The sequence below is a fragment of the Colwellia ponticola genome, from assembly GCF_005885605.1.
GTDB classification, from domain to species: Bacteria; Pseudomonadota; Gammaproteobacteria; order Enterobacterales; family Alteromonadaceae; genus Colwellia; species Colwellia ponticola.
The window spans coordinates 79,440-100,142 of sequence record NZ_SZVP01000004.1 but is presented as its reverse complement, the minus strand read 5'-3'; the positions used below and the strand labels follow the sequence as shown (position 1 = coordinate 100,142).

At 38.1% G+C, this 20,703-nt stretch carries 19 protein-coding genes and 2 riboswitches; of the genes, 7 read left to right on the top strand and 12 right to left on the bottom strand.

Annotated features, from left to right (window positions below):
• Positions 1-81: 81 nt before the first annotated feature.
• Positions 82-2,424: a peptidase U32 family protein gene (locus FCS21_RS06520; RefSeq protein ID WP_138621648.1), complete on the bottom strand. Its 2,343-nt coding sequence runs from the start codon at positions 2,422-2,424 to the stop codon at positions 82-84.
• Positions 2,425-2,569: 145 nt separating this feature from the next.
• Between FCS21_RS06520 and FCS21_RS06515 the strand changes: the two genes are divergently transcribed.
• Positions 2,570-3,247 (top strand): glutathione S-transferase, encoded by a 678-nt coding sequence (locus FCS21_RS06515; protein ID WP_138621646.1) that lies wholly within the window; start codon positions 2,570-2,572, stop codon positions 3,245-3,247.
• A gap of 77 nt (positions 3,248-3,324) precedes the next feature.
• Here the strand turns inward: FCS21_RS06515 and FCS21_RS06510 are convergent, their stop codons facing one another.
• The 6 genes from FCS21_RS06510 to FCS21_RS06485 form a co-directional block, all read right to left on the bottom strand.
• Positions 3,325-3,855, bottom strand: a complete 531-nt coding sequence (locus FCS21_RS06510; protein ID WP_138621644.1) for an NUDIX hydrolase — start codon at positions 3,853-3,855, stop codon at positions 3,325-3,327.
• A 220-nt stretch (positions 3,856-4,075) separates the two neighbouring features.
• A complete protein-coding gene (locus tag FCS21_RS06505) occupies positions 4,076-5,908 on the bottom strand; it encodes a TonB-dependent receptor domain-containing protein (protein WP_138621642.1) in 1,833 nt (610 codons plus the stop codon).
• A 36-nt stretch (positions 5,909-5,944) separates the two neighbouring features.
• Positions 5,945-6,083: riboswitch (cobalamin riboswitch) on the bottom strand.
• A 41-nt stretch (positions 6,084-6,124) separates the two neighbouring features.
• A complete protein-coding gene (locus FCS21_RS06500) occupies positions 6,125-7,009 on the bottom strand; it encodes a cobalamin-binding protein (RefSeq protein ID WP_138621640.1) in 885 nt (294 codons plus the stop codon).
• A 76-nt stretch (positions 7,010-7,085) separates the two neighbouring features.
• The gene (gene cobO, locus FCS21_RS06495) at positions 7,086-7,718 is read right to left on the bottom strand and encodes a cob(I)yrinic acid a,c-diamide adenosyltransferase (RefSeq protein ID WP_138621638.1); all 633 of its coding nucleotides are present in this window, start codon (positions 7,716-7,718) and stop codon (positions 7,086-7,088) included.
• A gap of 26 nt (positions 7,719-7,744) precedes the next feature.
• Positions 7,745-8,731: a FecCD family ABC transporter permease gene (locus FCS21_RS06490; protein ID WP_138621636.1), complete on the bottom strand. Its 987-nt coding sequence runs from the start codon at positions 8,729-8,731 to the stop codon at positions 7,745-7,747.
• Positions 8,732-9,577, bottom strand: coding sequence for an ABC transporter ATP-binding protein (locus tag FCS21_RS06485; RefSeq protein WP_138621634.1), 846 nt, complete (start codon positions 9,575-9,577; stop codon positions 8,732-8,734).
• Positions 9,578-9,639: 62 nt separating this feature from the next.
• Positions 9,640-9,726: riboswitch (cobalamin riboswitch) on the bottom strand.
• A gap of 418 nt (positions 9,727-10,144) precedes the next feature.
• On the opposite strand from FCS21_RS06485, the gene bfr (FCS21_RS06480) reads away from it, so the two are divergent.
• On the top strand, positions 10,145-10,630 hold the full coding sequence (gene bfr / locus FCS21_RS06480) for a bacterioferritin (protein WP_138621632.1): 486 nt from the start codon (positions 10,145-10,147) through the stop codon (positions 10,628-10,630).
• Positions 10,631-10,638: 8 nt separating this feature from the next.
• Positions 10,639-11,106, top strand: coding sequence for a bacterioferritin (gene bfr / locus FCS21_RS06475; protein ID WP_138621630.1), 468 nt, complete (start codon positions 10,639-10,641; stop codon positions 11,104-11,106).
• Between the two features lie 28 nt (positions 11,107-11,134).
• Here bfr (FCS21_RS06475) and FCS21_RS06470 read toward each other — a convergent pair whose 3' ends face one another.
• The 3 genes from FCS21_RS06470 to FCS21_RS06460 form a co-directional block, all read right to left on the bottom strand.
• Positions 11,135-11,329, bottom strand: a complete 195-nt coding sequence (locus FCS21_RS06470; protein ID WP_138621628.1) for a (2Fe-2S)-binding protein — start codon at positions 11,327-11,329, stop codon at positions 11,135-11,137.
• 226 nt (positions 11,330-11,555) lie between these two features.
• The gene (locus FCS21_RS06465; RefSeq protein WP_138621626.1) at positions 11,556-13,631 is read right to left on the bottom strand and encodes a M13 family metallopeptidase; all 2,076 of its coding nucleotides are present in this window, start codon (positions 13,629-13,631) and stop codon (positions 11,556-11,558) included.
• 341 nt (positions 13,632-13,972) lie between these two features.
• A complete protein-coding gene (locus FCS21_RS06460) occupies positions 13,973-15,199 on the bottom strand; it encodes a threonine/serine exporter family protein (protein WP_138621625.1) in 1,227 nt (408 codons plus the stop codon).
• Positions 15,200-15,298: 99 nt separating this feature from the next.
• Here FCS21_RS06460 and FCS21_RS16765 point away from each other — a divergent pair, with 99 nt between their 5' ends.
• The 3 genes from FCS21_RS16765 to FCS21_RS06450 all read left to right on the top strand — a co-directional run bounded on the left by FCS21_RS16765 (position 15,299) and on the right by FCS21_RS06450 (position 17,870).
• Positions 15,299-15,472 (top strand): hypothetical protein, encoded by a 174-nt coding sequence (locus FCS21_RS16765; RefSeq protein ID WP_171035646.1) that lies wholly within the window; start codon positions 15,299-15,301, stop codon positions 15,470-15,472.
• 154 nt (positions 15,473-15,626) lie between these two features.
• Complete coding sequence (locus FCS21_RS06455; protein WP_138621623.1) at positions 15,627-16,397, top strand: class II aldolase/adducin family protein; 771 nt, start codon at positions 15,627-15,629, stop codon at positions 16,395-16,397.
• A gap of 297 nt (positions 16,398-16,694) precedes the next feature.
• Positions 16,695-17,870 (top strand): mandelate racemase/muconate lactonizing enzyme family protein, encoded by a 1,176-nt coding sequence (locus FCS21_RS06450; protein ID WP_138621621.1) that lies wholly within the window; start codon positions 16,695-16,697, stop codon positions 17,868-17,870.
• Between the two features lie 58 nt (positions 17,871-17,928).
• On the opposite strand, the gene FCS21_RS06445 is transcribed toward FCS21_RS06450, so the two are convergent.
• Positions 17,929-18,921, bottom strand: coding sequence for an amidohydrolase family protein (locus FCS21_RS06445; protein ID WP_138621619.1), 993 nt, complete (start codon positions 18,919-18,921; stop codon positions 17,929-17,931).
• A 56-nt stretch (positions 18,922-18,977) separates the two neighbouring features.
• Positions 18,978-19,703: an SDR family NAD(P)-dependent oxidoreductase gene (locus FCS21_RS06440; RefSeq protein ID WP_138621617.1), complete on the bottom strand. Its 726-nt coding sequence runs from the start codon at positions 19,701-19,703 to the stop codon at positions 18,978-18,980.
• Between the two features lie 196 nt (positions 19,704-19,899).
• Here FCS21_RS06440 and FCS21_RS06435 point away from each other — a divergent pair, with 196 nt between their 5' ends.
• Positions 19,900-20,370, top strand: coding sequence for a DUF3010 family protein (locus FCS21_RS06435; RefSeq protein ID WP_138621615.1), 471 nt, complete (start codon positions 19,900-19,902; stop codon positions 20,368-20,370).
• Positions 20,371-20,703: the final 333 nt, after the last annotated feature.

The following is a 20,703-nucleotide window of genomic DNA, read 5'->3' as shown; positions in this document are numbered from 1 at the left end:
CTTTTACAAGTCATACATTATTGCCTTATTATCATCAGAAAATAAGGCAATAATTAACCGGTAAAAAAAGTAGTGCGTTAGTTACAGCCCATTATGGTACTGCACATTGGTTGACTCTGGCACAAGAGCTTTAAGCGCATTTTGAGCTTTTAACTGCGCTTGTGAGTGTGGTGAAGCCGATGAAGCCTTAACGTAGTCTAGCGAGTCACTTTTATGGTGCTTAAGTAATTGTTCAAAGTGCTTAATGAGTTCTGCTTTATCAGGAGACTCTTTATCACCCGCGCCAATATTGGTTAAGTCAATCATAAAACCATCAAATAACTGCGTTAAGTCTTCAATGATTTCAGTATTTAAAAACTGATCTTTATTATAAATACTTGGGTAACCAGCTTTTTGCTTATCAATAGCAAACGACACATCTTTAAGATTAGTAATGGTGGTTGATTTATCGCATGACAACATACAACCATTATCAATACGCGGCTTTTCACAGCCAACACTTTGTTGGAAAAAGCACTGTCTGCTGGTCATTAACAAAATAGGGTGGTAAACGCTGTAAAGCATTTTAAAGTTTTCAGGACGTGCGATAGTTTGCATTTGTTGGCGGTTTATTTCATTGGAAATAAAAGCACCACTACAATTAAACCCTTCTTTCATGGCTAATAACGCATAAGAGTTAGTGGTATTTAAAAACGGGCCAGCAATCCATTCAATACCTAATTCAAAGGCACGGTTGGCAATACCAGTGTTATTAGTGACGATGAGTTTAGGGTTAACTTGCTCTAAAATATTAACCGCAACATCATAGTCTTTGCCAATTAATACTGCTGGAAACCAAGGTATAAGGCGCGGGTTTTCTTTGAAAAAATCCACATACTTAGTACAGCCACGCTTATAAGCATCAGGCAGTTTAAAGTAAATATCGGCATCGGTTATATTACCCAGATTGATATCGCTTTCATCACATATTAACAATGATAATTTAGTCTCATCGTCTTTTTTAGCGTGACGTACTAGCTTAGGTAACTCCACTTCAGGTAATAGCGCTATACCGTCATTAAGTAATGTTGCAATGTTGTTTTTCAGCGTGGTTAATTCTTTAAAGGGTATGGTAAGGCTTGCAGAAATATCGTTAGTATTTAATTCAACTAAATTAAAGGCAGCGTTATTAAAGCTTTTAAAACGCTTCTCTATTGCTTCATGGTCAATGCAGTTTTTTTCACTTGGCGTCAGCGCTCGCTGTGAGTGCATTACATGAGTCTGCTCGTTTAGCACCTCTTTGGTGAGGTTTTGTTTAACCATTTCTTTAATGTTAATAGTGACGGTTAACGGCTGACCAGCTTGTCCTGAAAATACTAAAGAAAGTTGACGCTTTTCAATACTCAAATGCTTTATTTTATCAAAAACATCAGCATGCATAGCGTCTTTCTCATCACTGAGCTTTTGTTCAACGTCGTGAATTTGCACCACAGAAATCGCATTACTTTTATCAATGGCGTGGTATTTAGAGTTATCACGTGGGTTTTCAATAAACATTGATTGATTTAAATCACCGCGTAAAAAGGCGTTAGAAAAATCACGGTTAAATACCTTATAAAGACGTTCGCCATCTTCCAATAACTCTCCGGTTTCAACAAAACCATCAATTTGTTTACGAAAGCTATCAATAACGGTATGTACATAACTTGCGCCTTTAATGCGGCCTTCTACTTTGAATGAGTGCACGCCGGCGTCAATCAAGGCAGGTAAATCAAAAAAGGCTGAATTGTCTTTAATATTTAACGGAAATTTATTACCAGATTCGGTCGGTTTATATTCCTCACGACAGGCTTGACTACAACGACCTCGGTTACCTGAATTACCAACACTGGCTGAGGTGGAATAACATAAACCAGAAAAAGCCACACATAACGAACCGTGGACAAACACTTCGGTGAGTACATTTTCTTGCCGTGATACCGCGGTAATAGCGCTGATTTCTTTTAAGTTTAATTCACGCGATAAGTTCACACGTGATGCCCCCAACTTTTTCAAAAAGGGAATTTGACCAATGTTATGCGTTGTTAATTGCGTTGAGGCGTGAATATCAAGGGTAGGGAAGTGCTTTTTAAGGATATACAGCATACCTAAATCTTGCACAATAACACCATCAAGGGTGGTATTTGCTAATTTGCTTAACAGTTTAGCTAGGGTTTTAAACTCACGCTCTAGCATAATAATATTTAACGTTAAAAATATTTGGCAATCATAGTCGTGCGCGAGTCTGATAATACCGACGAGCTCATCAAAAGAAATATTAGCAGCACGATTTCTCGCATTAAAGGTATCTAAACCGCAGTACACTGCATCTGCGCCTGCAATAATGGCTGCTTTTATTGCATCGATATCACCACCAGGGGCTAATAATTCTATGTTAGGACTCATTTTACAACTTTAGCCAATTAAACGGCGGTTAAATTTCAAAAGGGGGATTTTACTGGTAAAGTGACGCAATGAATACCGTTTACGTCGCTTATTTAGTGTGATTTTTGTGATTGTTAATAATTATTGTACCGGAAGACCTCTACCAATGAATGTAAATGTTAATGATACCAGTCGTTTAGCTATTCTTTATTCATTACGAAACTGTCCTTATGCCATGCGCGCAAGGCTCGCCATTTTTAAGGCCAAAGAACCGGTATTACTACGTGATTTGGTATTAAGTAATAAACCTAAAGAAATGCTAGCGGCATCGCCTAAGGGTACTGTGCCCGTTGTGGTATTAGCAAATAATACCGTGATAGAAGAAAGCGTAGATATTATGTTATGGGCATTACACAGAGCAGACCCTGATGATCTACTACACGCACAACAACAAGATGCGTTATCAGCGATGTTATTACTGATTAAAGACTTTGATGATAACTTTAAAACCAGTCTAGATGCTTACAAATGCGCTAAACGTTACCAAGAAGATAATATTGGAGAGTGCCGAGTGGCTTGTGAGCAATACGTACAGCAATTAGAGCAACGCTTAACTGAGCATACTTTTTTAATGTCAAACAAAGAAAGCTTAGCCGATATTGCCTTAGTACCTTTTATTCGACAGTTTGCCCGTGTTGAACGCCAATGGTACTTACAATCACCATACTCAAAAGTACGCCAATGGCTAAACAGCTATTTGCAAAGCGCCACCTTTACTAAAGTAATGGCGAAACATCCGTTGTGGATAGATGAGCGCCAAGATATTATTTTTGGCAGAAATTAATGTTTTCTAATAACTTAACGGATTTGTAGATCGATGCTTGCCTTGACAAAGCCAAGCTAGTTGAGCTACTTAAGCAACTAAACGCTGATTAACTTACTAACAATGTGTTTTAATAGAAAGGTTTCACGCTCTATCGATAAACCTTTTTTAGCACTGTTCGCTATCGTTTCTTCGTTATGAGCAATAGCTTGGTGTATGTTCATCCAAATAGGGTGCATACCGTTATTCACTTCATGGGCTTCAAGCTCAGGCTCACGCAATTCATTATCAATGGTGCAGGTATAACAATAAGACTGCATATGAATAATATCAAAATCATTTTTATACCAGGGTCTAAATTCCTCATAAAGACCAAAAGCGGCAATGTCTTTAACATTATGCGCGCCTGTTTCTTCTTTTAATTCACGAATTAACCCTTCGGTAATACTCTCACCTTTATCTACGCCACCACCAGGTAAACTGTAATCGTGATAGCGTTTGGTATAAAGCAATAAAATATTATCGCCATTAAGTACAATAGCTCTGGTCGCTTTTCGGGTGAAGCGTTTGGCTGAACTGTCGTTAATATTGCTAATGTCGGGGTGGATGGTTGATTTGAGTAACTGCATAAAAAGCGATTTATACCTTGATGATAAGTGATTTAAGGTATTATATTTTAACCGGTAGTCTATTGGTACTACTGTAGCGCTTTTGAATGTTGCTAAAGTGATAAAAAAAGCCAATGCGATAAGTCGGCACTGGCTTTGATATAGTTAGATACTTAGGTTTGTAACAGACCAACTAAGTAGTTAGTCTGTGTTAGTTTTACCGTGATAATGTTGATAACTCTTATAGGTTATTAAAGCTAACTTGTAAGAAGTATTCTGCTCCAGGAGTAACGTAGCCGGGCGCTGTTTCATAATCAGCATCAAATATGTTATTGGCTTTAACTTGTAATTTCCATGCATCATTTAATTGATAACTTACGCCAAGATCAACGGTATTGTAAGCCGCTAATGAGCCATTTGAGTTAGCATCAAAACGAGTACCTTGGTATTTATAAACGCCCATGAAATTGACTTTTTGCCAATCATAAGAGGCGCTAATATTGGCTTTATGACGAGCACGACGACTTAATTGAGTGCCAGTGGTTTTATCTTCAGTATCGGTATAAGTATAATTAGTTGCTAAATTAAGATTATTGATACTTTTAGATAGGTTAACTTCTACACCGCTAATGTTGGCATCAGCAATGTTGTCGTATTTAGCACTAGCGTAGTCGTAGTCAAGCAGGTTATCAAAGCCAATGTTAAAGTATGATACATCTGCTTTTACGCCATAAACATCGCCGCGCAGTAAAAACTCCCAGCTTTGTGATGTTTCTAGTTTAAGTTGAGCATTACCAGACCAACTATCATAAAGTTGATATAACGTGGGGGCTTTAAAGCCTGTACCATAGTTAATGCTCGCGAAAATAGCGTCATTAAGGTTGTAGCCTAAACTAACGTTATAAGTGGTTTCGGTGCCGGTATCTTCGACATCGTTATAACGTAGTGATAACTCGGTAACAAAGGCGTCTCTATTATACAATGCTCCTGCAAATGCGCTTAACGTATCACGTGATTCACCACTAAAAGCAGCATTAGAGCCTTTATAGTCATCTTGGTAAAATTGCGTACCAAAGTTAACACTTAACGCGTCACTTGTATGGTAAACACCGGCATAATCAAGTTGGTTACGGGTAGTTTTATCTACCGCAGGGTAATCCCCAAAACGTGAGTTTTCTTCTTGAAATTGGGCGATATTAATATCGTGAGACCAATAATTCTCCGCATAGTTTAAGCCGGTAGATAATAAATATTTTTTATATTCTTGGCTTGGCGCTGTTGCTGTCCACTGAGAATTACCATCATAGTCATAATCACCATCGTCATAGCGACCAACCCAGTTTAAGGTAAGAGTATCGCTCAACTTTTGATGGCCTTTAAGTGAAATGTTAACTCTTTCATAGCTATCATCATCATCATCTACCGCAAACTCATTATTGGTTACGTCATAACCATCACTGGTTTCTTTACTGACACTGAATGTTGTTGCCCCATCACCATGATTAATACCAGCACTGACACCCGCTAAAACATAGTTATTTGAACCGTATTCAACAGCAGCTTGATATTCACCACTGGCTAAATCACGAGTGAAAATTTGTATCACAGCACCAACAGCATCTGAACCGTACATGGCAGCACGAGGACCTTTTACCACCTCAATACGTTCAATTTGGTAAGTGGGTATGTCATTAACAGAGGCACCACCAGAGCCCGTTACGGTATCAATGCGCACACCATCGACTAAAAATAAGGTATGCGTTGAGTTAGTACCACGAACGAAAACAGATGTCGCTTGTCCTGGCCCGCCATTAGCGGCAATATCAATACCCGCAGTGGTTTGTAATAGTTCAGCAACAGACTTAGGTTGGATACGGTCTATATCTAGACGAGTAATGATAGATACCGTTGACATAACTTCATCGGTTGATTGATTGTATGGATTACCCGTAATAAGCATTTTTTCATCAGCTTTGGCTGTTTTGTTAATACTGACAACATGAGTTTGCTCAGCAACAGAAAGTGATGAGTAAAGTAGACTGCTAATACTTAGTGCTATTAATGTTTTCTTCATATTTTCCTCAGTTATAAGCACCCACCGTACTTACAATGATAAAGTAAATTTTAGGCCGGTCTCCGGACTTGAGTTGCCAAAATAGCAGCTCACACCGTTGCGGGGGCAGTATTGGTTTAACCAATTTCCCGTTTCACCTTTGGTATTATTGAGGGCTTTGAAACACAGCAATAAAACGTTTGGGCACCTAAAATATTTCGTAGTGACTAGCTTCTGCTAGCTATGCTTTTGTTGCAAAAACGCTCTGGTTTGATCTATTTTCGCACACAAATCTTTTAATGCCGTTAAGCTGCGTATGGTCATACGATGCATGGCATCGGCATCGGGTTGTATTATTTGCTTATTAGCAACCGCAGGAATGATTGGCCAATCTTGCCAGTTAAAACCTTCACGTTCGGTTTGATTTACTGACAATGGTTGAATAATCAGCTGTATTGAAGCGGGTAATACTTTTTCTATACTAATTTGTGGGTAGGGGGTTACTACCTGCTCAAAAGGATTTTTTACTTTACATAGAGTCAAAAATTGTTGTGGCCAACTGCCTTTTGCTACAGTTGTTAAGGGTCTAGACCACAATTCGTAAAAGCCGACTATCGCTGTTTTATTTTGATAGGTTGCTTTTATGTTAGCTAAGGTTTGCTCAAATGCTTGTGCTACTTTTTCGCCTTGCGCGGTGTGGCCAGTAATACGTGCAAAGTGGCGTACTTCAGTGGCTATATCTTCAAAGTTATTGGGTTGAGAGTAAACAATGTTAAAACCAAGTTGCTCTAATCGCGCCAAATCATCACTGGGATTACCACTTTTCCAAGCAATAATTAAGTCGGGTTGTAGTTCAATAACGCGTTCAATTTGTAAGCGTACATAACTACCAATTTGCGGTATTTTTTTTGCGGCCTCAGGATAGTCAGCAAATGAGGTGGTACCAATAATTTGCTCACCAGCGCCAATATCATAAAGCATTTCAACAATGTGTGGCGCTAGCGCTATAATCGTTGGTTTGCTTTGTTTTTTATTTACTTTTGTCTGAGTATCTTTAGCTAATTCAGCGTAAGTTGAGTTAGCTACTAATAGTAAAGTAAGTAGTATGTAGGCTAATTTCATCGTGTTACTTCTATGTCGCTGTCGGTTGTTGTGTATTTACGGTATTTTTTTATGGTATTAATTTCATGGAAAAACTTTACCAATCAATACCTTTTTGCGCTTTAATGCCGTTATCAAAGGCATGCTTTATTGATTGTACTTCGCTGACTGTATCGGCTAATTCAATAATGGCGCGATGACAAGCGCGCCCCGTAATTATAACGTGCTGATGTTTGGGGCGATTGTTTAATGCGGCAATCACTTCATCTAAGTCGAGGTATTTATACGACAACATATAGGTCATTTCATCGAGTAAAACTACATCAATAGTGGTGTCGCTGAGTAACTCTTTACATTTAATCCATACTGCATTGGCGGCGGCGATATCTTTTTCTTTGTCTTGAGTATTCCAGGTAAAGCCGGTGCCCATCACACTAAATTTTACCCCTGCGTTTTCAAGTAAGTTTCGCTCACCACAAGCCCAAGTACCTTTAATAAACTGCGCTACAGCAGCATTAAGTCCGTGACCAACAGCGCGGGCAACCGTACCAAAACCCGAGGTGCTTTTACCTTTACCATTACCCGTGATAACAATAAGTAAGCCGCGTTCGTCGGTGGCGTTATCAATACGAGAATCCACTTTTTCTTTAATTTTTTGCATTCTTTGTTTGTGTTTATCAGCCACGTTGCTGTCGGTTGTGTTTTCGTTAGCTATTTTTTTGTCAGTCATAGGATTATCTCTGCTGTGTTAAGTTATTAAGTGATCGATCGAGAACGATACATAATAAATAAGAAAAATATACTACCTAGTGCAGAGGTGATAATACCAATAGGTATTTCTGCGTGAGGTAAGGATGAGCGGGCAATAACATCAACCCAAATAAGGAATATCGCGCCAATAAGTGCGCTACCCATAATTAATTTAAGTGTGGTTACGCCGATAAGTTGTCTAACAATGTGAGGTATCATTAAGCCAACAAAGCCTATGCCACCGCAATAAGCAACAATAGTTGCCGTTAAAGCCGCACATATGGCTAACATTAATAACCGTAATTTATCTACGTCAACGCCTAAGCTAGCAGCGCTTTCATCACCTAATAATAACGCGTCTATTTGTCTGTGTAGTGCAATCACAGTGATCATGGCAATAACTAACACACTAGCAATTACATAAAAATTACTCATCTCAACGCGGGCTAGGCTACCCATTAACCAAAAAATAACACGGTTAGTAGCAAACGGTTCACCAAAATATAAAATGAACTGGGTGATTGAGCCAAGCATAAAAGACACCGCGACGCCGGCGAGTAGTAGCTGCTCCATACGTTGTAATACTTTAGCGATAAATATCACGATAATGACTGAAAATAGTGCACCCAGAAAGGCGGCTAATGGCAGGGCTATAGTGAGGTTATCAGCCAACGATATATTGGCGATAGTGGCACCTAAGCCAGCACCAGAAACAATACCAAAAAGGTAGGGGTCTGCAAGCGGGTTACGGGTAGTGTTTTGTAAAATAGCGCCGGCAATAGCTAAGCCCATACCTGCAACTAAAGCAACAAGTACTCTTGGGATACGCACCTGCCAAATAACGATATTCGCGACTTGATTTTGACAACTGCCAATTAAACACGACATTAACTCAGTTGAGCTAATGTCTGCAGGACCAAAAGTAATAGCGGCGAGTGCAGAGACAATAACCAATGCAGACAAGACAAATAAACTGATAGATATTTTATTCATTTAAGGTGTAGACACCCTGTTATTTTGCATAACGTTTTGCGTATTATTTTGAACACAATGTTCTTTTAGATAAAAAGAAACCTGTGTCGCGCCGGTTATTGCATCAATACTTTGTTGACAAGGTAAGCCAAATACTTGGCTTAACTGCTGTGGCGTTAAGACTTCTTCAGGCGTACCATCAGCAATTAAGTGACCTTGGTTTAGTAGTAATAAACGCTGACAATATAAGCTAGCTAAATTAAGGTCATGCACGGTCATAATGACAGTGATATTAAGATTATTGACTAGTTGTAATACTTGATGTTGGTAATACACATCAAGGTGATTAGTGGGTTCATCGAGGATTAATATCTGACTTGCTTGAACCAATGCTCGCGCAATTAATACGCGTTGTTGTTCGCCGCCAGATAACAGATTAAAATGGCTATGTAGCGCATGGCTTAAGCCCACTTTAGTCAGCGCTAAGGCTATTTGTGCTTTGTCATGATCACTGTCGATTGAAAAAAGACTTTTGTGTGGTAATAGACCCATTTTCATCACATCTTGTACCGATAAGGCAAAAATAGAGTCATTTTTTTGCATAACAACAGCAAAATGTTGGGCTATTTCTTTAGCGCTAAATTGTCTAATAGACCGGTTTTTTAGTTTAATGCTGCCACTTATATTCTTACTAACCAGCATATTTGCTTGATTGGTTATACAGCGTAGTAGGCTAGTTTTACCCGCGCCATTAGGGCCAATAATACCAATGACTTCACCCTTACTGACAGTAAAGTTAATGTTATGTAATATGGATTTTTTTTGAATGATCCAACTAAGATCAGAGATAGTAAGCAGTGTAGACATAGTTAGGCTCGTGTTTTCCCGCACGCTAATAAGCAGAGTTAAATATAGTTTTTTGGGCTAGCTATCTGACTTTAAAATAATAGTTAGTAAAAACATAAATATCATTTTATTTACAGTTGCGGGTACAGTGATGGATTTTCACCATCTTCGTTAACACAATAAAACGTTTAGATGCGGATTCTAGCTTTATTTAATATTATTAGCAAATTATAGATGTTTAGATGGCTACTTATTGCGGTTATTTGGTCCTTAAAATGCCAGCCATAATTTATAGCGATTAGTACTTAGCTAGACATATTTATCGCTTACCAGTATGGTTAGTAAGCATATTAATTAATGGCTTTACAATAGAATGTAAAAATAAATGAAAATAGTTTTTACTTAAAAGTTAATGAGTTAGATAAGTAAAATTGAGTAATTCGATAAGTTATCATTGTTATACTATGATATTGTGATTGTTATACTGTTATGTAGAGCAACTAACTCTTACTCTTTTACTAAAGGGCTTTGATAGCACTGATAATTTATACCTATAACTTACACCTATAATTATTACAGGGGCATAAAATGAAAGGTAATCCAAAAATTATAGCCAGTCTTAATGGTTTATTACATAACGAATTGGCAGCGATTGATCAGTATTTTATTCATTCTAGAATGTATCAAGATTGGGGCTTAGATAAACTTTTTGAGCAACTAGATCACGAGATGCAAGAAGAAATAACCCATGCTGATGCCATCATTAAACGTATTTTATTTCTTGAAGGTGTACCTAACTTAGCTGACCGTCGCGACTTACTCATTGGTAGTGATGTACCTAGTATGCTGCAAAATGATTTAACGTTAGAAATGGAAGTGGTTGCGGCATTAAAAGAAAGTATTGCCTTATGTGAAGCACATGGTGATTTTCAAAGTAGAGAAATGTTAGAAAAACTCTTGGTAGATACAGAAGAAGATCATGTTTATTGGCTTGAAAAGCAATTAGGATTAATTGGTAGAATAGGTCTACAAAATTATATTCAATCACATATGGGTCAGCATTTGCCAGGCTAGGGGGTATCATGAAAGGTCATAAAAAAATATTAACACTGTTAAATGGTGCCTTAGCGATTGAACTCGTCGCGATTAACCAATATTTTTTGCATGCGCGCATGTATAAAAACTGGGGCTTAGAAAAGCTTAATAAAGCTGACTATAAAGTATCTATTCAAAAAATGAAGCAAGCAGATGATTTGATTGAGCGGATATTATTTTTAGAAGGTTTACCTAATTTACAAGACCTAGGGCGTTTGCATATTGGCGAGCATCCCCAAGAAATGTTACAAGCGAATATGGATTTAGAGTATGTTTCTCGAGAGGCTTTACAAACATTAATCGTTGAAAGTGAAAAGTTACAAGACTTTATCAGTAGAGATCTTGCCGAAAAGTTACTCGATAATGTCGAAGAACAAATTGACTGGATTGAAGCACAACAGTATTTAGTTGATAACGCAGGTATTGAAAACTACTTACAATCAATGATGAACTAATCAATTCATTCGAGCCAAGCTAAACTAACTAAGCGACTTGTGGCTGTGCTTCAGCAATTTGTAATAACTTTTTGTTGAGCACGCGCTTAGTACATTGACAGCACTTACCGCATTGTGACCCTACTTTAAGCTCAGTAGAGAGCGCCTTCAACGTTTCTGCACCATTATCGATAGCAGATTCGATTTGTGTATCAGTAACACCATGACAAAGACAAATGTACATATAATAACTCTTATTGAAAACGATTTAGTGTTTAACTTAGTAGTTAACTCAGTATTTTATAATGCTTATATTAATCGCAATGATAACAGTTATCAATAAGTTTATTGCTGTGTATTGTCATTTATTGTTACTATTTCATTCAATAAGTATTATTAGTGTACACTTACTGAGTGAAAAAGGAGCCGAAGCTCCTTTGTTATGAGTTACTGACGTTAAGTGTTTGCTATTACCAAATTTTAACGCGTTTTTCTGGGGCAATATACATAGCGTCACCTTCGTTAACATCAAACGCTTTATAAAATTCATTCATGTTTGATAGTGAACCCAAAGCACGAAACTCTGCTGGCGAGTGTGGGTCGGTTGCTACGCGGTTACGCATTGATTTTTCAACAATTTTAGCACGCCAAATTTGAGCGTAGCCCATGAAGAATCGTTGATCGCCCGTTAAACCATCAATAACGGGAGCTTCTTTACCGTTTAATGAGGCTTTATATGCTCTATAAGCAATGGTTACGCCTGATAAATCGCCAATGTTTTCACCTAAGGTTAATTTACCATTAACAGTTAAATCATCAAATACATGGTAGTCATCATACTGCTCAACTAAGGCTTTAGTACGGTTTGAAAATTCGGCTAAATCTTGTGCTGTCCACCAGTTACGTAGGTTACCTTCTGCATCGTATTTACTACCTTGATCGTCAAACCCATGACCCATTTCATGACCAATTACCGCGCCGATACCGCCGTAATTTACTGCATCATCGGCTTTCATATTAAAAAATGGTGCTTGTAAGATAGCAGCAGGGAAGACAATTTCGTTAACCGTTGGATTATAATAAGCATTTACCGTTTGTGGTGTCATGCCCCATTCCCATTTTTGAATAGGTCCACCCAGTTTAGCGACCTCTTTAGTATGAGACAGACGTGAAGAGCGAAGGATATTACCGATTAAATCGTTAGCATCGATGTTAAGTTCTGAGTAATCTTCCCATCGGTCAGGGTAACCAATTTTCGGGGTAAAAGCGGCTAATTTAACTTGCGCTGCTTTTTTGGTATCGGCAGACATCCACTCAAGTTCGTCAATACTATTGCCATATGATACGCGTAAATTTTCAACTAATTCACTCATGCGCGCTTTAGCCTGTGGAGTAAAGTGACGATTAACATAAACCTTACCAATAACTTCACCTAAATTACTGTTAACAACACTAACGCCGCGTTTCCATTGGGGACGTTGCTCTTCACGACCGCTGAGTTGTTTTGAATAAAAGTCAAAATTTTCATTATCAATATCAGTGGTTAAGTAACTGGCAAAGCTACTTAAACTATGAAAAGTAAGATAGGTTTTCCAATCAGCAAGTGAGGTGTCAGCAAATATTTTACCGAAGCCGATAATAAAATCGGGCTGGTTAATAATAATGTCTTTTTGTTCAGCAACGCCTTGTGCAGCTAAGTAGGCGGACCAATCAAAAGCATCTGTTAATTCATTAAGTTGGCTAATGGCATATTTATTATAACGTTTTTCACTATCGCGACTTTGTACGCGCGTCCAATGGTATTGCGCTATTTTTGTTTCTAACGCCATGATCGTTTGTGCTGCTTGTTTGCTGTTTTTAAAACCGGCTAACCTAAACATGTTTTCAATATGTGTGGTATAGCCAGCACGTAAAGCAACATAACGCTCTGACTCATTAACGTAGTAATCTTTATCGGGTAAACCTAAACCACTTTGCCAAATATGCGTTGCATAGTGAGTTGAATCTTTTGCATCAACGCTAATATAAAGTGCTAACGGACTACCGACACCGACTGATTGGTATTGCCCCAAAAAACTGGCTAATTCTGATTTGTTAGTTAGCTTATTAATAGCATCAAAAATGGGTTGTATTGGCTGGGTGCCTAAACTATTTCTTTTTTCAATGTCCATGTATGAGCGGAAAAGATCAGCCACTTTTTGTTCGTCGCTACCTGCTATTAAGTTTTTGGTGGCGTCAAGCTCTTCAATAATGGCTTTAACATCATCATCAGCTTGATCACGTAGATCATAAAATGAACCTATCGCTGTTTTATCACCTGGAATATCATGGCTTTTTAGCCAATTACCATTAACGTAACGATAGAAATTATCTTGTGGACGAACACTAGTGTCTAAGTTTGCTTTTTCAATACCTGACGCTAAGGCTGTTTTTTGTGCCATTTTTTGTGTAGGAAAGGCCGAGGTATTGTTGTTATCAACTTGCGTAGTACAGCCGTTCATTAACAATAATGACGAACATATGGCACTGGTGATAATTGCTTTCATGAAAATTCCTTATCTGGTGGAGCATAGAATGAGTGTGCGTAATAACGACTATTTAATGCTGGTTTTGCATAGATAGATACATACGATTTGTCGATTCTACGGGGTATTTATAAGGATTTCTAGCACACAAAACATCTATTTAGCCAGTTATTTTCAGCTAAAATAGCGCCATAAACTATCATTGAACATAGCTTTTTAAGCAAGTTGTTGTTTTTATATGGTTAATTTTTTGTTAGCTAGTTTTATCGAAAAAGTAACAAAAAATTAACACGTACTTGGTAAGGAATTTGTAATAGTTTAACTATCCTAACTTTGACAGCCAATTAATGGCTAAGTGCTCATTATAATGTTTTAACATGAGGTAATAGCGCATTAGAGAAAATAAGACCGGCGACTAGTGACATAAATATTAAGAAAGTTTGTGAGCCTAAATCAGGTACATTTAGCATATGCTGCCCCGAGACAGCACTATTTAAACCAATATAGACTTTTGAGCCAGGTACCAGAACAACTAACCCAAGAATTCTAACAATACTAGAGGGTAGATTCATCACTCGAGAAAATAAATTACTATATAAGCCTAAAGCAAATGCACCAACAAATGCGCCTAATGCCACGCCCAAATAATGACTTGCCCAAATACTTACACCAAAAGCAATATAACCAGAAATCATTCCCCAAGGGGCATCTTTTAATCTAACTTTAAACAAAATAACCAAACTGGCAGAAAGTGTTGTAACGGCTAACCATGATGTCCATACGGGCATGGTTTCGGGAGGAACGTATACCGCTATGCCCCATATCAAGTTACCTAGTGCCATCCCTAGTACAGCACCGAAGTAAAGCTTAAATAGCATCATAATACTGTCCATAATACGGGCTGTGCCTGACATTAAGTGGCGGGCAGCAAGTTCTGATAAACCAACGGTTAGCGATAACCCGGGGATGAACACTATGATGCTTGATAAAATGACCATGGGAATATTAATGCTAGGATCAATCATTGATATTCCCGAGGCTAATAACGATGCAATAATGGCGGCAAAAGGTTCGAGCAAGTCTGATACTCGTCGTGAGCGTTCGGCCCAAAACACACATAAAAAGGTAACCCAACCTAAAATAGTAGACCAGAAAACATCGTGCCAACTGGTCATCATTAGCATTGAAAAAGCGCCGCTTGATGCGCCAAAGGCAATAAAAGATAGAAAGGTACCGTAAGGGGCAGGTTTGTTTCTTACCTCCGTTAAGCGTTCAAGCGCCTCATCGAGTGTGCGTTCACCACTAATAAGTTCATCAACCAATTCATCAATACGCGCTAAAGAGCCAAGATCAATATCGCCAGGGTTAACACGCACAATATGATTATATTGCTGTTCATCTTCATCATCAGATAAGATAAAGGTTAACGCGGTAGGTGTTATCATAAAGGAGGCGCGAATATCGAGAAAATGAGCAATAGATAAAAGGTTATCTTCTAAACGCGAAGCTGTCGATCCTAATTTATGTAAAGCTTTTCCTAACCTTATGATAAAACGTCGTTTTTGATAGAAGTCATGAGATTGTTGCATGGCGGTATAATAATAAATGGCACTGCGCGCTATGGTAATCGATTTTGAGAATACTAGGTATAAAAACTTATCTAAAAAGATGATAAAAGAGAGAAAAAAATGACATTAATAATTATTTTGGCTTGTGTTTTTTTAGCGGTATTTCTGATGGTTATTTTAGGAGAGCGTTTTGGTACGCCGATGACTAATGAACAGCAAAGTAAGTACGGTAAAATTATTAGACTATTAGTGTTTGCTTTATTAGTAGCCGCACTTATCAAAGCGTTTATTTAACCGTTTTTTTACTTTTTCTTTAATGATGCTGTGTGAACAACTTTGTTTTAGCCCGCTTTCCTTTAAAAGGCTTTAAACGCCTTTATCGCTTAGCTTTCATCAGGTAACATTATCGCTATGAAGATAAGTTATCTATTCACCGAGGTTTTCAGTAATGCAGCAACTGCCAACGTTATCGTTAAAAAATAAAGTATCAGCGCAAGAATGGCAAATACGCGTTGATTTAGCCGCTTGTTATCGGTTAATACATATGCATGGTTGGGACGATCTTATCCATACTCATGTATCTGCGCGTATTCCCGGTACAGAACACCTGTTAATTAATGCGTTCGGCTTAGCATTTGAAGAAATCACCGCCTCTAATTTAGTAAAAATTGATATTGACGGTAATGTTATTGATAAAGATAGCCCATTTGTTATTAACCCAGCAGGTTTTACTATTCACAGCGCTGTTCATGCCGCTCGTCACGATGAAATTTGTGCATTACATATTCATACCGATGAAACCATTGCGGTGGCTAGTGTTGAAGAGGGGTTGCTACCGTTAAGTCAGTACTCTATGTTTGCATTAGCATCGATGAGTTATCATGATTATGAAGGGTTAGCGGTTAATGATGGCGAAAAGCGTCGCTTGCAAGATGATTTAGGCGACAAAAATTTTATGTTATTGCGTAATCATGGTGCCTTAACGATGGGCAAAACCATTGGTGATGCTTTTATGCATATGTATGATTTAACCCGTGCTTGTCAAATTCAATTGCAGATTATGGCGACAGGTATGAAACCTATTTATGCACCACAAAGTATTATTGATGGTATTAAAGCCCAAGCCAATATTGTTCATTATGGTGAGACAGGCGGTCAAAAAGCCTGGCCAGCGATGTTGCGAAGAGTCTATCGTCATGACCCAACATTTGCCCAGTAGTTACCTTCTTTTTGCTGTATCGCTTAATTTATTCGTCAAAGCTACTCACAAATGATTCGGGAAATAAGTTGAACAACCCTAGCTTGCCTTGAAAGGTGTAGTAGAGGATGTACGGAATAATGACTAACGTCAACTCTGTGTATTTTCTTTTAAATTTAATGGTACAACGTCAAGAAAGATAATGACTGCTGCTGAACACAGTGATGAGATTAAATAAGCAGATTAAATAAAAAATTAAAAAAGAGTTAACTAAATATAAGGTTAACTAAATAAAAAATTAACTTAGTCGAGGAAACTATGAAGATAACTCACGTTGAAGTTTTTGATATCCATTGCCCTAAGCGCATTGGTTGGAACCCTATTTTTGTCCGTATACATACCGATGAAGGCATTAGTGGTGTTGGTGAAGCCGGTTTAGCATATGACTGGGGGCATAGCGCCGCCGCCGCGATGATTAAAGAAATCAGTGAAGCGGTACTTATTGGTTTTAACCCGTTTAATACAGAGTTGTTATGGTCGCGTATGTTACGTGAAAGCTTTTGGGGCTTAGGTGGCGGCCCTGTTATCTATTCAGCCATGAGTGCTATTGATACCGCGCTTTGGGATATTAAAGGTAAAGCCTTAGGTGTGCCTGTGTATCAACTACTTGGTGGTAAGGTAAATGACAAGTTACGTACTTATGCGAGTCAACTTCAGTTTGACTGGGATAGTACAATAAACAAATTAATTGCCCCTGAAGAATATGCTGAAGCAGCCCTAAAAGCGGTAGCACAAGGTTATGATGCCGTTAAAGTTGACCCGATAGTGTATAACGCTGATGGCAGCTCTTCTTTTGATCGCACCAAGTTATTTACTAAACCACAAATGCGTTTATTTGGTAATCGTTTACGTGCTATTCGTGATGCGGTAGGTGAAGATGTAGATATTATTTTTGAATCACATTCTTTAATGGGCGCAGCTTCTGCAATACAAATGGGCAGAGTTGTTGAAGAAGTAGGTTGTATGATGTACGAAGAGCCAGTTAACTACTTAAACTCGGCAGTACACAAAAAAGTATCTGACAACGTTAACGTACCTATTGCCGGTGGCGAGCGTTTGTATCATCGTTGGGATGTAAGACCTTACTTTGAGGATCAAAGTATTGATGTGTTACAGCCTGATGTGGGCTTATGTGGTGGCTTTACCGAAGCTAAAAAAGTATGTGATTACGCCGATGTTTATGATATTCGTATTCAAGCACACGTTTGTGGTGGCCCTGTGGCAACGGCGGCTTCATTACACTTAGAAACGGCTATTCCAAACTTCTTAATTCATGAGCATCATACCTATGCCATTAAAGACTGGAACCGCGAGTTATGTTTACAAGACCCGCAGCCAGTAGATGGTTTTTTTCAAGTGACAGAAGTGCCAGGTATTGGTATTGAACTTAACGATGAAGTGGTAAAAAGATCGCCACATGTTACGATTAGATAACAACTAAAAATATTGAACCACCGAGGCTTAGCTCACCGAGGCTCGATATCCTAGGCTGTTACAGCTTATAAATATTAAGCGCATTGTGGTAAAGCAATGCGCTTTTTTCATGCTCGTTACAGGCTTTTATTAACGGTGATGCCAGAATATCCTGCCAATAGCTGGCGTAACTCGCTTTACTGAGTAAACATAGCGGAAAATTGCTCGCGAGCATAACGCGGTCAATTGAGAAACTATCGATACAAAAACGCGTTACCTCACCAAACCAGGAAAGTTGATAGTGCCGGTCTGTCATTTCCCAGCCCGAGCATTTAATCAACACGTTAGGGTAATTAGCGAGTTCATAAATATGCTTTTGCCATAATTGCCAAGAGGCTTGATTTGCTGGTGCTTGACTTGCGGATAACATAGCTTTTTTTGTCGCTGTCGCTGTCGCTGTCGCTGTCGCTGTCGCTGTCGTCAATGCTGGTGCAAAACCCGCATGATTAATGATAAAGCGCAGTTGCTTATTAGTGGCAATAGTTTGCGTTAGTAGCGGCATAACCTTAATAGCGCTTTCATCAGCAAGGGGTAACTGCAGTTCAAAAATAAAATCAGCGATAGTATTTAAATAAGCAAAGTTTTGCTGTGCGTTTACGTTATTTAACACATTTAAAGCCTGTTCATCTAAAATATGACGAGCCCCAATTAAACTGCGGTATTGTTGTAGTTTTTGCAATCTTGCTTGAAAATCAGCAACTGGCGCGAGTAAATCAATACCGGCAATCGTTTTATTTGGCTGACAATATAAGCTTTCAATATATTCTACTTCGCGCCACGCTCTAGCGTTATCAAATCCTGCTTCGATATGAACAAAGCCAGCCAGTTTTATCTCGCTATTGGCTAATACGCTGTTGAGATCCTCAATAGTGAAATCTTGTTGCAGTAAATGTTTATCAGGCCAAAAAGGCGGGTTTTGTCTGTTAAGCCAATGATAATCGCCCAGTGAGCGGTTAAATAAATGTAAGTGTGGATCAATAATATTAACCGTAAAATTATTGCTACTGGTCATGGGCTACTCTTTATTTTATCTAAAGCGCTATTTTATTTCAAAGCACTATGTAAAACCTATTGCGCGGTATAACCGCCATCAATCACTTGTAAACTACCGGTAATAAATTTGGCGTTGTCTGATGCCAAAAACAGTACTAACTCAGCCACTTCTTCGGGTTGTCCTAAGCGTTGTAGTGGTTGAAGTTTAGCTTCTTCCTCATGCACTGCATTTTTATCAGCACCAGATTTTTGACAATAATTATCAATGGCCTGATGGTATAAGGGCGTTTCAATAGTGCCAGGGCAAACGGCATTGGCGCGAATATTAAAAGCAGCGTAATCAAGCGCGGTAGTTTTAGCGATAGAGGCGAGGGCGCTTTTACTTAAGTTATATGCAAACGAGTTATGCTTAGCTACTAACGCTTGATCAGACGACATTAAAATTATTGCGCCATTTTTATTTGCTTTCATTGACGGTAATACCGCCTTAATAGCAGCATAAGCACCTTTAACATTAATGTTAAATACGTTATCTAACTCTGCTTCACTGGTGTTTTCAATGGTCGCTGAAAAATGAATGCCGGCATTTGATATTAAAACATCAATAGTATGTTGCTGAGCAATATTGGCAATTATTTCGCTCACTTGTTCAACGTTAGTGACATCACATTGACGAAATTCACCTATTGCACAAGGCGATAAATCTAAATTAAAAACCTGATAATTATGCTCAACAAATAGCTTTACTATGCTTAAGCCAATTCCCGAGCTACCACCAGTGATCACACACACTTTTTTCATGTAATTTATCCAATTTATTATTGTTTTCTAATATTAATAAATAATACCTGTAACTTTACTGAAGTGCCATAACGTTACTATGACTTGTGTTGTTGTAATGAATTGGTTTTGTATCGTTAAACTCAGCCCTTGAAGTAGTTTGGGTATATATGATTTGCGTGTATAATATTGGCAATTAGATTAATGAGGTTTTTCCATGAGAGCTTGTGGCGTAGAAATTAAAAGTAATGATGCAATTATTTGTATCATGTCAAAAGAAAATAACTTGTATGATATTCCTCATACTCGTGTACAAAAAATTAGCCTTGGTAATGCTGGCGATGCCGAAGAAGTTAAAAAATTCCAATTTGCTTTTGCCAAACTAATGGAAGACTACCAAGTCACTCACGTACAAATTAAAGGTCGTGCTTTAAAAGGTAAATTTGCTGGCGGACCTGTTGGTTTTAAAATTGAAGCGGCTATTCAATTAATTGATGCATTAGATGTTGAAGTAGTAGCAGGTACGGCTATTAAGAAAGAATTAGCAAAAAGCCAAATTGATATTGATTTTCGTGATACCGGTTTAAAGCAATTTCAAGAGCAAGCGTTCGCTACAGTATTTGCTTATTTTGAAAGTCAAAATAATAGCTACAGAGCAACACCAGAAAATAATAATCAAGACAATTAACAGATTAACCAGCTAGTTATAATGACCTAATAACAAAAAGCTTAGTGATGAAAAATCACTAAGCTTTTTTTATACCCGCAAGGTCATAATTCATCGGTAATCGCCCATCAAGCTTCACTATTTTCGGTGTTTTTAAACTGAGTCAAGCAGCTAAAAAGCAGTGAGATAGAATCTTTTTTCACTTTTCTATTTAAAAATTGTTGAGAACATGATTTAATCAAACAACTGTTTGAATAGGTCTGACCTCAGACCAGTTAAAACATACCGAATAAATAATAAATAATAAATAATAAATAATAAATAATAAATAATAAAAAGCTAAACCAGCGTCAA

Bases quoted from the DNA above. Each gene is read 5' to 3' on its own strand.
- FCS21_RS06515 (WP_138621646.1), top strand. From the start codon at position 2,570: ATGAATGTAAATGTTAATGATACCAGTCGTTTAGCTATTCTTTATTCA.
- FCS21_RS06490 (WP_138621636.1), bottom strand. From the start codon at position 8,731: ATGAATAAAATATCTATCAGTTTATTTGTCTTGTCTGCATTGGTTATT.
- FCS21_RS06460 (WP_138621625.1), bottom strand. From the start codon at position 15,199: ATGCAACAATCTCATGACTTCTATCAAAAACGACGTTTTATCATAAGG.
- FCS21_RS06500 (WP_138621640.1), bottom strand. From the start codon at position 7,009: ATGAAATTAGCCTACATACTACTTACTTTACTATTAGTAGCTAACTCA.
- FCS21_RS06520 (WP_138621648.1), bottom strand. From the start codon at position 2,424: ATGAGTCCTAACATAGAATTATTAGCCCCTGGTGGTGATATCGATGCA.
- FCS21_RS06455 (WP_138621623.1), top strand. From the start codon at position 15,627: ATGCAGCAACTGCCAACGTTATCGTTAAAAAATAAAGTATCAGCGCAA.
- bfr (WP_138621632.1), top strand. From the start codon at position 10,145: ATGAAAGGTAATCCAAAAATTATAGCCAGTCTTAATGGTTTATTACAT.
- FCS21_RS06440 (WP_138621617.1), bottom strand. From the start codon at position 19,703: ATGAAAAAAGTGTGTGTGATCACTGGTGGTAGCTCGGGAATTGGCTTA.
- FCS21_RS06445 (WP_138621619.1), bottom strand. From the start codon at position 18,921: ATGACCAGTAGCAATAATTTTACGGTTAATATTATTGATCCACACTTA.
- FCS21_RS06510 (WP_138621644.1), bottom strand. From the start codon at position 3,855: ATGCAGTTACTCAAATCAACCATCCACCCCGACATTAGCAATATTAAC.
- FCS21_RS06435 (WP_138621615.1), top strand. From the start codon at position 19,900: ATGAGAGCTTGTGGCGTAGAAATTAAAAGTAATGATGCAATTATTTGT.
- FCS21_RS06465 (WP_138621626.1), bottom strand. From the start codon at position 13,631: ATGAAAGCAATTATCACCAGTGCCATATGTTCGTCATTATTGTTAATG.
- FCS21_RS06450 (WP_138621621.1), top strand. From the start codon at position 16,695: ATGAAGATAACTCACGTTGAAGTTTTTGATATCCATTGCCCTAAGCGC.
- FCS21_RS16765 (WP_171035646.1), top strand. From the start codon at position 15,299: ATGACATTAATAATTATTTTGGCTTGTGTTTTTTTAGCGGTATTTCTG.
- cobO (WP_138621638.1), bottom strand. From the start codon at position 7,718: ATGACTGACAAAAAAATAGCTAACGAAAACACAACCGACAGCAACGTG.
- bfr (WP_138621630.1), top strand. From the start codon at position 10,639: ATGAAAGGTCATAAAAAAATATTAACACTGTTAAATGGTGCCTTAGCG.
- FCS21_RS06470 (WP_138621628.1), bottom strand. From the start codon at position 11,329: ATGTACATTTGTCTTTGTCATGGTGTTACTGATACACAAATCGAATCT.
- FCS21_RS06505 (WP_138621642.1), bottom strand. From the start codon at position 5,908: ATGAAGAAAACATTAATAGCACTAAGTATTAGCAGTCTACTTTACTCA.
- FCS21_RS06485 (WP_138621634.1), bottom strand. From the start codon at position 9,577: ATGTCTACACTGCTTACTATCTCTGATCTTAGTTGGATCATTCAAAAA.